We start from the raw sequence: 14704 nt of genomic DNA, 5'->3' as shown, positions 1-14704 counted from the left end.
CTTAGTGCAGCGTGACCTGTTTTTGTTCGATTGCGTGAATCTGAACTTTGATCATTTCGCTGACCGGGTCTTCAGGACACTGCTCAACGAAATAGTTTAAATCACTCAGGGCGATATGTTCGCACTCCAGCTGCGCGTAGATCAAACCGCGATCGCGGATTTCATAGGGATCATCCGGATCGATACGCAACAGCACCTGACTGACGTTCAGCGCCAGCTCCATCTTCTGCTCTTCCATCAACGCCGCTTTCAGCGTGTCGAGCATCTTGCGCATCACGGTGACGGTTTTGGCTTCGTCGAGATCATCGTCATACAGACGCGCGGTGGGGCTGATATTGCCTTTCAGCCACACTTCCAGCGTATGCCGGTCAAGGGTTTCGCCATTGAACGGGTTAATCATCCACTTATCGCCATCAATCCAGTCGGCGCGCAGAATCAGCTGCGTCGGGAAGATCACCGGCATCAGCGGCAGTTCCAGCTCGGCTGCGATGTGCAGCAGAATCACGCCCAGTGACACGGCGGTGCCCTGACGGGTCTTTAATACATTGTCGATCCAGAGCGCATCAGAAAGTTTGTAGACGCCGCTGGCGCCGCAAAATCCCCACTGGCGATAGAACAGCTCCAGCAGCTTTTCCAGCTGCATGTCAGCATCTTCGATGTCGCTGACATAGTCACGCGCTTCGGCGACTAACGCCGCAAGCTGCGCTTCCACCGACACCGCCGGGAAATCGGCGCGGATGGCAAGCGTGGCACCAATCACCGCTTCACACAGCGGTGTCTGGCTGAAATCTAATTGTTCGATCGAGGTCATGCTATCCCCATAACGGCATTTTGGTCAGCGCCAGCGTAATGATGGTCACCAGGGCGATTAACGCCACCAGAAAAGCGATCCAGCGGGTGCGATCAGTGCGTGGACGGCGACTCAATGCCACAAATCCTAAGGCGATGTAGATGATAACCGCTAAAAGCTTCTCCGTCAGCCAGCTTCCTTGTGGCGTGAAGGGATAGAAGTGGGTAATCACCACCAGCAGGACGCCGGTCGCCAGTAACAGGGTATCGTTAACGTGCGGCAGAATGCGGACCCAGCGTTTTGTCATCATCGCCGAACCACGGCGCAGCCAGTAAAACCGCAGCAGGAACAGCGTCACGGTCAGCACGACCGTTAAGATATGCAGATTTTTAATCAGGGGATAAAAAGCAAACATCATGAATCCTTTTCAAAGCGCTTTTATGAAGGGAACTGACCCAGCGTCACACGCGGATTACCGCCGTAATCCCTGATGGTTTCAACGGCGTGATAGCCATTATTCTGCATCAGCGTGGCCACCGCCTCACCCTGCTGCCAGCCATGTTCCAGCAGCAGCCAGCCACCCGGCAGCAGCCACGCGGGCGCCTGCTCAATCAGCGTGCGCAGATCGGCCAGCCCCGCTTCATCCGCCACCAGTGCGCTGCGCGGTTCGAAACGCACGTCGCCCTGCTCCAGATGTGTGTCGCTGGCATCAATATAGGGTGGATTGCTGACGATGAGCGTAAAGTGCTGCGGCGTCAGCGCCTGAAACCAGTGACTGAGCAGAAAGGTGGTATTAGAGAGGTTGAGCTGTTCTGCATTGCTGCCTGCCAGCTCAACGGCGGCTTCAATGCGATCCACGCCGGTCACCTGACAGTCGGGCCGCTCGCTGGCCAGCGCCAGCGCAATCGCCCCGGTGCCGGTGCCCATATCCAGAATGGTCGAGGGAGTCGCGGGCAGATGCGCCAGCGCCTGCTCAACCAGCAGTTCGGTATCCGGGCGCGGGATCAGCGTGGCGTCACTGACACGTAACGGCAGCGACCAGAACTCACGCTCGCCTACCAGATGCGCCACCGGTTCACCCCGGGCACGTCGCGCCAGCAGGCTGTCCAGCTGGGCGAGTTGCGCATCGCTGAGCGCCGTTTCATCAAAGGCAATTAACCAGCTGCGCGATTTGCCGGTCACGAAACCCAACAGGATCTCTGCGTCACGCTTCGGACTGTCACCCCCGCACAGCGTGGCGACAGCCTGTTTCAGCCAGTGACGAATATCCATTAGTCCTGACCAGCCAGCGCTGCCAGCTGATCCGCCTGGTACTCCTGCACAATCGGCTCAATCAGGCTGTCGAGTTTGCCTTCCATCACTTCGTCCAGACGGTAGATTGTCAGGTTGATGCGGTGGTCAGTCACGCGGCCCTGCGGGAAGTTATAGGTACGGTTACGGTCAGAACGATCGCCGCTGCCCAGCAGGTTGCGGCGGGTACTGGCTTCGGCGGCGTGACGGCGGGCCATCTCTGCCGCGTGAATACGGGAACCCAGCACCGCCAGCGCTTTGGCTTTGTTTTTATGCTGTGAACGTTCGTCCTGACACTCCACCACGATGCCGGTTGGCAGGTGGGTAATACGGATCGCGGAGTCGGTGGTGTTTACGTGCTGACCGCCTGCGCCGGATGAGCGGAAGGTGTCGATCTTCAGATCGCCAGCGTTGATTTCCGGCAGTTCCGCTTCCGGAATTTCCGGCATCACGGCAACGGTGCAGGCTGAAGTATGAATACGGCCCTGTGATTCGGTCTCCGGCACGCGCTGCACGCGGTGTCCGCCTGATTCGAACTTCATGCGGCCATAGGCACCGTCGCCGGTGACGCGGGCAATCACTTCTTTGTAACCGCCATGCTCGCCTTCGTTGGCGCTGACGATCTCCACCCGCCAGCGACGCGCTTCGGCATAGCGGCTGTACATGCGGAACAGATCGCCGGCGAAGATCGCGGCTTCATCACCGCCCGTTCCGGCGCGCACTTCAATAAAACAGGCGCGCTCATCGTCGGGATCTTTCGGCAGTAACAGCACCTGTAACTGCTGTTCCAGCACGTCACTCTTCTCACGCGCTTCCTGCAACTCTTCCTGCGCCATATCGCGCATTTCAGGATCGTCGAGCATCTGCTGCGCCGTTTCGATATCTTCCTGAACCTGCTGCCAGTCGCGGAAGCAACGGGTCACATCGGTCAGTTGAGCATATTCGCGTGACAGCGCACGGAAACGCTCCTGATCGGCGATCACGCCAGCATCGCCCAGCATCGCTTCCACTTCTTCGTGGCGCTCCTGCAGGGCTTCCAGTTTGGCAACTATAGAGGTTTTCATTTAAATGTGGGATTCCCGTAAACAGGTGGCGACAGCGGTGCGCCTAATCGAGACCCAGGCTGTCGCGTAAAATCTGCAGGCGTTCATTATCGCCATCGCGGGCGGCCTGCTGAAGTGATTTGGTTGGAGCGTGTATTAAACGGTTGGTCAGCTTGTGCGCCAGTTCCTGCATGACTTTTTGCGGATCGGCACCCTGCTGCAGCGCCTGCAGCGCACGGCCTTCCAGCTCAGCACGGATATCCTCCGCCTGAGAACGATATTCACGGATGGTATTCACCGCGCCCTGTGAGCGCAGCCACGCCATGAACTCGCTGCTTTCCTGAACCACGATGCTTTCGGCCTGAACCGCGGCCGCTTTGCGCTGCGCCAGGTTCTGCTCGATGATCGCCTGCAGGTCATCCACGCTGTAGAGATAGGCGTTAGGCAGATCGCCGACTTCCGGCTCCACGTCGCGTGGCACCGCAATATCGACCAGCAGCATGGGTTTGTTACGTCGCGCTTTCAGAGCGCGTTCCATCATCCCCTTGCCGATAATCGGTAGCGGACTGGAGGTTGAGGAGATAATAATGTCGGCTTCGGCCAGGCGGGCATCGATCTCCGCCAGCGTAATCACCTCTGCCCCAACTTCCGACGCCAGCGCTTCGGCACGCTCGCGGGTGCGGTTGGCAATGATCAGATTTTTGACCTGATGTTCACGCAGATGACGTGCCACCAGCTCAATGGTTTCACCCGCGCCAACCAGCAGCACATTAACGGAGGAGAGGGATTCGAAGATCTGACGGGCCAGCGTACAGGCGGCAAAGGCCACTGACACCGCGTTGGCACCGATATCGGTTTCCGTGCGCACGCGTTTGGCGACAGAGAAGGTTTTCTGGAACATGCGTTCCAGTTCACTGCTCAGCGCATGACCACGTGAGGAGTCGGCAAACGCTTTTTTTACCTGACCGAGGATCTGAGGTTCGCCCAGCACCAGTGAATCAAGTCCGCTGGCGACGCGCATCAGGTGGCTGACCGCCTCATTATCCTGATGCCAGTAGAGGCTGTTGCGTACATCCTCTTCATCCAGCTGATGATAATTGCATAACCAGCTCACCAGACGCGCCTGTAAATCGGCCTGCTGCTCTACACTCAGGTAGAGTTCCGTCCGGTTACAGGTGGACAACACCACGCCGCTCTGCACCATTGGCTGTGATAACAGGCTGTTCAGCGCCTGCTCAAGCGTCTCCGGCCCGAACGAAACGCGTTCGCGCAGAGCAATGGGGGCAGTCTTGTGGTTGATTCCGAGAGCGAGCAGCGTCATGGCGGTTTTGGTTGGGATGTCCCAATAATGTCAGGGTTTTGTGAGGCGCATTCTACAAGATGCGGCAGATCAAGAAAAGCCATACAAAGGCTATGACTGTAATAAGATTAACCTGTTCGTGCTCAATTTGCTGCATAACAGCATTGACGGTTAAAACCGGGACGGTTAGCGTTATCCGTTACGAATAATAAATGTGTCCGAGGAGATGACCACTTGATGCTTAATTCACCACGCAATCTGTTGCGCCTTTTGCCCCTTGCCAGCGTGCTGCTGGCGGCCTGTAGCGTCAACAAACCGCAAGGTCCCGGCCCCAGCGTTACCGCGCCACAGTGGCAACAGCATCAGCAGGCGGTCTCAAAGGTCACGCACTACCAGACCCGCGGCGCCTTTGCCTACCTCTCTGACAAGCAGAAAGTCTACGCCCGCTTCAACTGGCAACAGACCGCGCCCGATCGCTATCGCCTGCTGCTGACCAATCCGCTCGGCAGCACCGAACTGCAGCTTGATGCGCAGGGCTCAGTGGTGCAGATCGTCGATAACAAAGGCAAGCGCTACGTCAGCAACGATGCGCAGAAAATGATCTCACAGCTGACCGGCATGAACATTCCTTTGGCGAATCTGCGTCAGTGGATGATGGGTCTGCCGGGCGATGCCACGGATTATAAGCTTAACGATAGCTATCAGCTGAGCAGCCTCAACTACAGCCGCGACGGTCAGAACTGGCAGGTTTCGATTGCGGGCTACGACAGCAAGGTTACCCCGCCGCTGCCGTCAAGCCTGGAGCTGAAAGAGGGTGACCAGCGGATTAAACTGCGTATGGACGGCTGGACCGTTCAATGATCACCCACTGGCCTGCCCCGGCAAAACTGAATCTTTTTCTCTACATCACTGGCCGTCGTCCCGACGGCTATCACAACCTGCAGACGCTGTTTCAGTTTCTCGACTACGGTGATGAACTGCAGATTAGCGTCGATGACAGCGATTCTGTTCAGCTGTTAACGCCGGTGCCGGGCGTCGCGGATGCGGACAACCTGATTGTGCGCGCCGCGACCATGCTGAAACAGGCGGCACAGGACAACCATCGCCTGCCCGCACGCGCAGGTGCGCAGATTGCTATCGAGAAAAGGCTGCCTATGGGCGGCGGCATCGGTGGTGGCTCTTCTGATGCGGCGACCGTGCTGGTGGCGCTGAATCATCTGTGGCAAACCGGCTTCACACCGGATGAGCTGGCGGAAATCGGCGTGAAGCTGGGCGCGGATGTACCGGTCTTTGTGCATGGCTTTGCGGCCTTTGCAGAGGGCGTGGGTGAACAACTTCAGCCCGCAGCGCCGGAAGAAAAGTGGTATCTTGTCGCCCATCCCGGTGTGAACATCAGCACACCCGTGGTATTCAACGACCCCGGGCTGACGCGGGATACGCCATCGCGCAGTTTATCGACGCTTTTAGCCTTACCCTTCACCAATGATTGTGAAGCAGTGGTAAGAAAACGTTTTCGTGAGGTTGATGCGCTTGTTTCCTGGCTGCTAGAATACGCGCCGTCACGCCTGACTGGCACAGGCGCTTGTGTGTTTGCTGAATTTGACACCGAGTCCGCCGCCCGCCAGGTGCTGGAGCTTGCCCCGAATGGGGTACGCGGATTTGTAGCCCGGGGCGTTAATGTCTCGCCGTTACAGCGTACCCTGCGAGGCGATTAGCGAATGCGTGACAGTGTCACCCCGTTCCAGACACTGCACGTTTCGCATTAACACACCCGTGTGAACGTCTATGACCGTACGCGCCGGTTACAGTCATGCCGTTCATTCTCTGGACGCAAAGCCTGAGGTTCTTCTCGTGCCTGATATGAAGCTATTTGCTGGTAACGCCACCCCGGAACTAGCACAACGTATTGCCAATCGCCTTTACACCAGCCTGGGAGACGCCGCTGTTGGCCGTTTCAGTGATGGTGAAGTGAGCGTACAGATTAATGAAAATGTACGCGGTGGTGATATTTTCATCATCCAGTCCACCTGTGCTCCCACCAACGATAATCTGATGGAACTGGTTGTGATGGTCGACGCGCTGCGTCGTGCTTCTGCTGGTCGTATTACCGCAGTCATCCCCTACTTTGGTTATGCCCGTCAGGACCGCCGCGTGCGTTCCGCGCGTGTGCCTATCACCGCTAAAGTAGTGGCAGACTTCCTTTCCAGCGTCGGTGTTGACCGTGTTCTTACGGTTGACCTGCACGCCGAGCAGATCCAGGGCTTCTTCGACGTCCCGGTTGATAACGTATTTGGCAGCCCGATCCTGCTGGAAGATATGATGCAGATCGGTCTGGAAAACCCGATTGTTGTTTCTCCCGATATTGGTGGCGTAGTACGTGCCCGTGCTATCGCTAAACTGCTGAACGACACCGATATGGCTATCATCGATAAACGCCGCCCTCGCGCGAACGTTTCTCAGGTGATGCACATTATCGGTGACGTTGCTGGCCGCGACTGCGTGCTGGTCGACGATATGATCGACACCGGCGGCACGCTGTGCAAAGCGGCTGAAGCGCTGAAAGAACGGGGTGCCAAACGCGTATTTGCTTACGCGACGCACCCGATCTTCTCCGGCAATGCGGTTGAAAACCTGCGTAAATCTGTACTCGACCAGGTCATCGTCTGCGATACCATCCCGCTTTCTGACGAGATTAAGTCACTGCCGAATGTGCGCACGCTGACCTTATCTGGCATGCTGGCCGAAGCGATTCGCCGCATCAGTAACGAAGAATCGATCTCGGCGATGTTCGAGCATTAATCTTCGCGGAACCGGGCCCTGTGCCCGGTTTTTTTATCTCTGCCGTCTGGATTAACGCGCTCTTTTTTCTGACTTTTCCCCGATAAATTTCCTTTTAATCCCCTATTTTCAACGCCACCCACTCTTTTACTAAAACGCGATGTTCCCCCGCTTCTGCCGTTAAGCGTTAAGTGGTAATTTGCTGCGCATTTCCCATCAGAATTCAGCCACCATGAGCCTCGATATCTACACATTGTTTGTCTGCGAGCTCTATGTACTGGGGTTTCTGAGCATCATTATGGTTTTTGCCTGGGTGGGGTCGCACTATGACCGCGTTCTTGGCTTCACCTGCCTGTCACTGATTTTCACCCTGATTGCCGTATTCTTAAGCAGTCTGCGCAGCAGCGGCCTGCATTTTCTGCCGGTTGCAGTGGGCAATGTGTTAGTGATGCTCGCTTATGGCGGATTATTAAATGCGTTCCGGCGCTTCTGCGGTAAACCTATCGGCACGCACTGGCTACTGGGTGCTCTGCTCTGGGCACTCCTCTGCTGCTTTCCGGCGTTTTATTACAGCTTACCCAAACGGGTACTGGTATTGTGTATCGCCTGCGTTGCTTATACTGCCGCACTGATCCAGCTGGTCTGGCAGGCGCGTGACACGCTGAAAGCCACTTTCTGGCCTGCCCAGTTGCTGTTGTGGATCCACCTGCTGTTTCATCTGGCGCGCCTGTTTCTGGATAGCGCCATTCCCAGTACACAACCTGGGGCGATTGGCGGATCGGACTTCTCGGTTTACGTGATTCTGGAATCCATTCTGTTTGTCATCGGCCTGACGTTTACCATTCTGGCCATGGTAAATGAGCGGATGCAGCTCGCGTTAAAACACACTTCCCTGCACGATCCGCTGACCAGCGTCTGGAATCGCCGCGCCCTATTTGCTGAAGCGGAGAAAATAGTGGCGCGCTGCCGCCGTCAGAACCGGCCGTTCAGCGCGATACTGTTCGACCTCGATCATTTTAAAAGCATCAACGATCGGTATGGCCATCATCAGGGCGACCAGATTTTGATTCACTTTTGCGAAATTGTCAGAGGATTGATACCGGCTGAGGGGCGTTTTGCACGACTGGGCGGCGAAGAGTTTGCGGCCATCATTCCGGCTGAAGCACGGGATGCAGAGGCGTGGTGTGAGGCGATCCGGCTGGCAGTCTGTGCGTCGCAACCCAATGAAATTGCCTGGTCGGTCAGCATTGGCTTTGCCACGGTCACGCACGGCCAGCAGGATTTTGAGAGTTTACTGGCGCTTGCTGATGCGGCGCTCTATCACGCCAAAGCCAGTGGCCGGAACTGCACAGCGCAGCATCCGGTCCCGGCAGCCATCAGTTAGTGGTGGGAATTGTGTGACCGGCGGCAGCGCTTGTCATAGTGACGCAGCCAGTAATAGCGATCTTCAATTTTTTCACGGCCACTGATACGCGCGCCCACCAGCCACATCAGTGCGCCAATAAAGATGCTCAGAATCGCGCCCTGCGCCAGAAACTGCGGCAAATCGAGTGACGGCAGCTGGTTCATGATTGAAAACCCAACACCCAGCACCATTGTGACTAATCCCAGTACCATCAAGCTGTTACCCGCTACGCGGCAGTGTTGATGTTTCATGCTGCACCTCCATCCATATGAGTTAATAACCGCACACAATGTTAAGTGCCATAAGTTTAGGCAATGGCTGGGGTCCACGTTGCGGACTGGATCACACATCAGCTATAAAGAATGACCTGGCCCTGAATGCAGCCTGTTGATTTAGATAGAAAATGATTAATCACCGTTCTGAACCATTTCAATGCTTGTGCTTTGTCATCTCGCCTGTGGCGAAGTAAACTAACGCCCTTTCGCGATAACAGCAGGATAATCATTGTGAGCAGCATTAAACTGATTGTGGGACTGGCCAATCCGGGGGCTGAATATGCCGCCACACGCCACAATGCGGGTGCCTGGTATCTGGATCTACTGGCTGAGCGCCACAATCAGTCACTGAAAGAGGAAAGCAAATTCTATGGCTACACCGCCCGCCTGGCGATAGCCGGCGAGGATGTGCGCCTGCTGGTGCCGACCACCTTTATGAACCTGAGTGGTAAAGCGGTGGCGGCAATGGCGACCTTTTATCGCATCACACCAGAAGAGATTCTGGTGGCGCACGATGAACTCGATTTGCCGCCCGGTGTGGCGAAGTTCAAGCAGGGCGGCGGCCATGGCGGCCATAACGGCCTGAAAGACATCATCAGCAAGCTGGGCAACAACAATAATTTCCATCGGCTGCGCATCGGTATCGGGCATCCCGGCGATCGCAACAAGGTGACCGGATTTGTGCTGGGCAAGCCGCCCGCCAGCGAGCAGAAGCTGATTGATGATGCCATTGATGAGGCGGCGCGCTGCACCGAACTGTGGCTGAAAGAGGATCGCATCAAGGCAATGAACCGGCTGCACGCCTTCAGGCCTGCTTAAACGCCCGAATCGTCGTGATTCCGTGTATAATGCGCGAAATTTTTCCATTCGTCTCCGACAGTCCGCCCTCTGGCGCGCTGTCCATCCAGTTATAAAGGGTATCAAACCATGGGATTCAAATGCGGTATCGTGGGCCTGCCGAACGTCGGTAAATCCACTCTGTTTAACGCGCTGACTAAAGCGGGCATCGAAGCGGCTAACTTCCCGTTCTGTACCATTGAGCCAAACACCGGCGTGGTACCCATGCCTGACCTGCGTCTCGACCAGCTGTCTGAGATTGTTAAGCCACAGCGCGTGGTGCCGACTACCATGGAATTCGTCGATATCGCGGGCCTGGTAAAAGGCGCGTCCAAAGGTGAAGGCCTGGGCAACCAGTTCCTGACCAACATCCGCGAAACCGAAGCGATCGGCCACGTGGTGCGCTGCTTTGAAAACGACAACATCATCCACGTGGCGGGTAAAGTGAACCCGGCGGAAGATATTGACGTCATCAACACCGAACTGGCACTGTCCGATCTTGAAACCTGTGAACGTGCGATTCAGCGTGTGCAGAAGAAAGCCAAAGGCGGCGATAAAGATGCCAAAGCCGAGCTGGCTGCGCTGGAGAAGTGCCTGCCGCATCTTTCTGAAGCGGGCATGCTGCGTTCACTGGATCTGGATGCCGACGACAAAGCGGCCATCCGCTATCTGAGCTTCCTGACCCTGAAACCAACGATGTACATTGCTAACGTCAATGAAGATGGTTTCGAGAACAACCCGTACCTGGATCAGGTGCGTGCGATTGCTGAAGCAGAAGGTTCAGTCGTCGTGCCGGTGTGCGCCGCCGTTGAGTCGGACATTGCCGAGCTGGAAGATGAAGATCGTGAAGAGTTCATGGCGGAGCTGGGACTGGAAGAGCCTGGCCTGAACCGCGTTATCCGCGCCGGTTACTCGCTGCTGAACCTGCAGACCTACTTCACCGCTGGCGTGAAAGAAGTGCGTGCCTGGACCATCCCGGTTGGCGCCACTGCTCCACAGGCAGCCGGTAAAATCCACACCGATTTCGAGAAAGGCTTTATCCGCGCCCAGACCATCGCGTTTGAAGACTTTATCGCCTACAAAGGCGAGCAAGGCGCGAAAGAAGCCGGCAAGATGCGTTCAGAAGGTAAAGAGTACATCGTGAAAGATGGCGATGTGATGAACTTCCTGTTTAACGTCTAAATAAAATTTGTTGTCTCATGAGGTTTTGCTTAATCTCATGAAGACGCGAAAATATTTAAAATCCACGCCCTGGCGTGGATTTTTTATTTCGTAGTGCCTTATCACACCTCCTCATAGCAGAGTTAAAAATGAGCACATGGATGAGTACATTAATCCTTAATCTTTATTAAAAAATGAGATGTCGGTAGAGAAAACTATAGAATCGCTATTATCTTAATTGATAATTGATGCCGCACTAACAGGTTTATCGAACCTTCTACTTGCGCAATAAATTCAGTTTTCTGCGCAGTGCGGAAAGATTTTGCTACGTAAGTTAATTAAAATCATTAATGAATTCATAATCGCAAAAGACAAATATAGCGTCTAATCATTCTCTTATCAGTTGAAAGAAATTAAAATAAATAGTTTCAACTCACTGTTCTGCCCAGATAGGAAAGCGTTAAGAAGCTCACTTTTTATTAGAGAATTGATTTTTAGATCCTAAAACCCAACCGGTTTTTTATATCCGCCCTCAACATTAATTACACTATTAACTTAATATTTACCTCACAAACATTTTGCAAATTACCATTTAAAATTACTGTCTGCATGAGGTGATCTGGATAATGCTAAGGATTGATTCTGCTTTCTGAGCGACTTGCGCCCGTTATTCCATCATTGCATTCTTAATGCATATCTGAATTCAGCATTAATATTTGGATTTACTTTTTCAGAATAATGCATGACGCAAAGTTGAGTTCTGCTATGGATACGTTAACCAGAGTCGCTTACATGTACGTTATGCGGATGGATAAAATCTGCAGGTCACGCGTTAATTTGCCAAAGACAACAGCCTATACCCGATGCTAAATATATTTTTTCCTGTGCCAAAATCAAACTTAAGCAAGTGGTATAGACTGGTTGCAAATTACTCAGGGGTTAAGCGACTTCTTTTGGGTCCGAACCAAATCGGTTGGCGCCAGCTTGTCCTTCAAGTGCGAGGAACACGATATTGACGACAGGTAACAGCAGCCACCATCCGCTTCGATCCGTGTCATGCAGTCTGCGAACCCCAACTGCAATGCCCGGGATAAATACGGCCAGGCTATAAAGATTTGAAAGAATATCTCTTGCGCCAATTATCGCTTCGAAAATACCTAGCAGGAAAACAATCAGGATGTTAAACAGGGTGAACATCCAATACTCTTTCCTCCTGGCTCTGCCTGTAAATACGGCATATTTTTTTAATACACTCAGATACCACTGATTTATAGCCCCACCCGTATTATCTGCAGTGACTACCTGCTGGCTTGTCTGAGGTGCACCACACTGTGGGCAAGATTTAGCAGTAATGTGAATTTCCTTACCGCATCCGCGGCAAAAAACCATATTCATAATCCATCCTTAATAGAAAAACAGTCAAGTTCAGAAGGGTGAGAATTGACAGAAAAACCCTACAGTAGCGCTATTATGGCCACATCTTTTTTGCACTAATGCTATTACTACAGCTATCAGACTAAAATCTTATAAATCCAGCAAGCCACCGACCGTACCCTTTCCCTCTCGGGTTCATCCCAGAGTGAAAGCTGAAAATAATATCAAACACCAATGAAACTATAGATATCTAATGAGACCCGCTGACATCAGTTTTTAGTGGCAGAAATGCCAGCAGGCTGGTCTGCATCACTTCAGATAGTTAACGGCTGAAGCCTCATCAACACCTCAACCTCAGACGTAACAAAAAAACCGTTACGGCTCTCATTATCTACCCAGACAAACCCGATACACAGTACTCAGCATTATCGTCAAACTACACAGAATCATTACTATAACTTCAGAAGAGAATAAAAAAACGCCGATCAGGCATCACTTCCTTTCATTCCAGCCGTGTCGCACCGATAAGAATAATCCTAACAAGCCCGGAATAAAATAAATATTTTCATATAACTGGCAATGCGAAGCTCCTGCAGAGCTTTATAAATACTCAAACCCTCTCTTTTTCGCTTGAAATGCATGACAGAGGTGACTTAAGAAGAACTGAAGTAAATATCGCGAGCTATATTAAAACCTTCTTTTCCCGGCTGGTTCTGACAATGGTTTGTGGTTTGTCACGCTACTTGCTAAACAGGAGCAAAGCGCGCACCCAAGCTGCCAGGCTTGCTGGCGGGTCGCCTGTTCTTTCGCAACTACAAAGCTACTTTACAGCTTGCCGCCCTGGGCATCCCGTCATAACTCGCAGGAAAATAGCCTTTCATACCCTCTCATATCATCACCCCCTGCCCAAGCTTGTTGTAGTAACAACTAAAAGTTCTTACAGGTTTACTTTACGTGTAATCATAAGCAACCAGAGGTAATGATAAGCATTCAGCGATTATTTGATTAACATAAAAATCTTTCTCTTGTAGCTTGACAAGATCAATACGACATAAAAATAAGAATAAAATATTAAAATTTATTTAAATTGAAGATAAAAAATCCATAAAAACACCTACACAAGAACTAAACACCGTGATCGGCGGTCTGAAATATCAAAAAATATTATTTCACACATCTTTACGTTTCATATAGAATCATAATCACATTAGCATTATGTTATTTTTTTGTAGAGCGTTCAGTTAAGAGAAGGAGCGTGGAGTTGTATTCCACTGCAGACCCGGAATGATTGCCACCCGAAACTAAAAATTTCTTGAGCGTTCAAAAAAGACAGACTCGCTAAGAAATTTCATTCCTCAGCCGCGACTTTTCCTGAGCAAGATTTTTCAGGTATCGGCCACGATGTTCGGATAATCAAAGCGGTAATAAATTTTTTAAACTAAAGTTCTCAAAATATATGCCGATACTTTTCCAGACTCAGAGCTGATGATAGTTGTTTCATCCCAGGGATAGAATAAAAGTCAACTCCGAGAGCCCATCTTAACATGAACGTTATTGATGGAGATTTTGCTTAGCCTCCGGCAACCAGATCCTGAATTATTTCTAACAGCAACGTGTCTATGGACAGCACGCTCTTATTAAACGCTGATCCATTTGGTCATTTAAGGATAAAAATGATGTCAAATAAGTTCAAACATACCTCAACTGCTCTCCTGATTTCTGTTTCCCTTCTGCTTAGTGGTTGTGCCAACACAGGGAGCTCTTTGCTCTCCGGTACTAAACCTGACCCACGATTGACCACTGGTGAACAGTCCCAGTTATTCAGCAGTTCAGCGGCTCAGGGTTGTGGCGTGGGTGCGTTAGCGGGTGCAGGTATGGGTGCGCTGGCAGGTGCGCTGGCAGGCAATACTAAACAAGTGCTGGCCGGTGCCGCTATTGGTGGCGCTGCCGGGTGTGCCGCTGGCGTGGCAGCAAACTATTATCTGGATAGTCTGAAAAAAGATTACGCCACCACTGCCGATCGCCTGAAAGCAATGGACACTGACATCAAAAAAGACACCGCCGATGTCGCCAAAACCACTGAAGCGATGAAAGCCGTCATCAGCGATAATCAGGCGACATTAACGCAGATTAGCATCAAAAAAGACCAGGCTGGTTTTGATAAGGCTAATGCTAAAAAAGACCTGGCTAAAATTGATGTCAACATCAGCACTATGCAGAATAAAATCAAAGTGATGAAAGAGAAGAGCGAGGCCTATAAAGTCGCGCTGCAAGGACAGAGCGCCACCAGCACAGCGGATAAAGCCAGACTGAAACAGCTGAACAATGAATATAGCAACCTGAATAATCAGATTGCCGTACTGGAGTCTGAAACTAACGGTCTCTATAGCCAGCGCCAGGCTATCTCCCTGGGCTAATCAGGACGGGCTGATGGTTTCGTCAGCCCTGTTT

At 52.4% G+C, this 14704-nt stretch carries 14 protein-coding genes; 7 read left to right on the top strand and 7 right to left on the bottom strand.

The features are described 5' to 3' along the window. Position 1: 1 nt before the first annotated feature. From sirB1 to hemA, 5 genes are read right to left on the bottom strand one after another with little or no spacing between them, the layout of a single operon-like run. The gene (sirB1, locus tag IBT54_RS17600) at positions 2–811 is read right to left on the bottom strand and encodes an invasion regulator SirB1 (protein WP_147788272.1); all 810 of its coding nucleotides are present in this window, start codon (positions 809–811) and stop codon (positions 2–4) included. Between the two features lies 1 nt (position 812). Then, complete coding sequence (locus IBT54_RS17595; protein ID WP_147788616.1) at positions 813–1205, bottom strand: SirB2 family protein; 393 nt, start codon at positions 1203–1205, stop codon at positions 813–815. Positions 1206–1228: 23 nt separating this feature from the next. Next, positions 1229–2062, bottom strand: coding sequence for a peptide chain release factor N(5)-glutamine methyltransferase (gene prmC / locus IBT54_RS17590; protein ID WP_201252588.1), 834 nt, complete (start codon positions 2060–2062; stop codon positions 1229–1231). Then, positions 2062–3144 carry a peptide chain release factor 1 gene (gene prfA / locus IBT54_RS17585; protein ID WP_013357620.1) on the bottom strand — a complete coding sequence of 361 codons (1083 nt, stop codon included), beginning with the start codon at positions 3142–3144 and terminating at the stop codon, positions 2062–2064. The genes prmC and prfA overlap by 1 nt, the downstream gene beginning before the upstream one ends. Before the next feature lie 43 nt (positions 3145–3187). Further along, entirely contained in the window at positions 3188–4444 is a 1257-nt protein-coding gene (hemA, locus tag IBT54_RS17580; RefSeq protein WP_013357619.1) for a glutamyl-tRNA reductase, read from the bottom strand. Positions 4445–4660: 216 nt separating this feature from the next. Between hemA and lolB the strand changes: the two genes are divergently transcribed. The 4 genes from lolB (at position 4661) to IBT54_RS17560 (ending at position 8585) form a co-directional block, all read left to right on the top strand. Beyond that, on the top strand, positions 4661–5284 hold the full coding sequence (gene lolB, locus IBT54_RS17575) for a lipoprotein insertase outer membrane protein LolB (RefSeq protein ID WP_033782873.1): 624 nt from the start codon (positions 4661–4663) through the stop codon (positions 5282–5284). Next, positions 5281–6138, top strand: a complete 858-nt coding sequence (gene ispE, locus IBT54_RS17570; protein WP_095707307.1) for a 4-(cytidine 5'-diphospho)-2-C-methyl-D-erythritol kinase — start codon at positions 5281–5283, stop codon at positions 6136–6138. The genes lolB and ispE overlap by 4 nt, the downstream gene beginning before the upstream one ends. Before the next feature lie 136 nt (positions 6139–6274). After that, on the top strand, positions 6275–7222 hold the full coding sequence (prs, locus tag IBT54_RS17565) for a ribose-phosphate diphosphokinase (RefSeq protein ID WP_003850825.1): 948 nt from the start codon (positions 6275–6277) through the stop codon (positions 7220–7222). Positions 7223–7433: 211 nt separating this feature from the next. Next, positions 7434–8585, top strand: coding sequence for a GGDEF domain-containing protein (locus IBT54_RS17560; protein ID WP_201252587.1), 1152 nt, complete (start codon positions 7434–7436; stop codon positions 8583–8585). Here IBT54_RS17560 and ychH read toward each other — a convergent pair. Continuing rightward, positions 8582–8857, bottom strand: coding sequence for a stress-induced protein YchH (gene ychH / locus IBT54_RS17555; protein ID WP_013357614.1), 276 nt, complete (start codon positions 8855–8857; stop codon positions 8582–8584). The genes IBT54_RS17560 and ychH overlap by 4 nt on opposite strands. Before the next feature lie 255 nt (positions 8858–9112). On the opposite strand from ychH, the gene pth reads away from it, so the two are divergent. After that, entirely contained in the window at positions 9113–9700 is a 588-nt protein-coding gene (gene pth, locus IBT54_RS17550) for an aminoacyl-tRNA hydrolase (RefSeq protein WP_013357613.1), read from the top strand. Between the two features lie 108 nt (positions 9701–9808). After that, entirely contained in the window at positions 9809–10900 is a 1092-nt protein-coding gene (ychF, locus tag IBT54_RS17545; protein WP_013357612.1) for a redox-regulated ATPase YchF, read from the top strand. A gap of 918 nt (positions 10901–11818) precedes the next feature. Here ychF and IBT54_RS17540 read toward each other — a convergent pair. Continuing rightward, a complete protein-coding gene (locus IBT54_RS17540; RefSeq protein WP_312215488.1) occupies positions 11819–12151 on the bottom strand; it encodes a DUF805 domain-containing protein in 333 nt (110 codons plus the stop codon). 1895 nt (positions 12152–14046) lie between these two features. Between IBT54_RS17540 and IBT54_RS17535 the strand changes: the two genes are divergently transcribed. Next, positions 14047–14670 (top strand): hypothetical protein, encoded by a 624-nt coding sequence (locus tag IBT54_RS17535; RefSeq protein WP_236263468.1) that lies wholly within the window; start codon positions 14047–14049, stop codon positions 14668–14670. Positions 14671–14704 lie beyond the last annotated feature (34 nt).

The organism is Pantoea sp. S62 (genome assembly GCF_016658625.1).
In the GTDB taxonomy this organism is placed as follows: Bacteria; Pseudomonadota; Gammaproteobacteria; order Enterobacterales; family Enterobacteriaceae; genus Pantoea; species Pantoea vagans.
The sequence above is the reverse complement of the archived record's forward strand: the minus strand, read 5'-3'. Positions and strand labels throughout refer to the sequence as shown.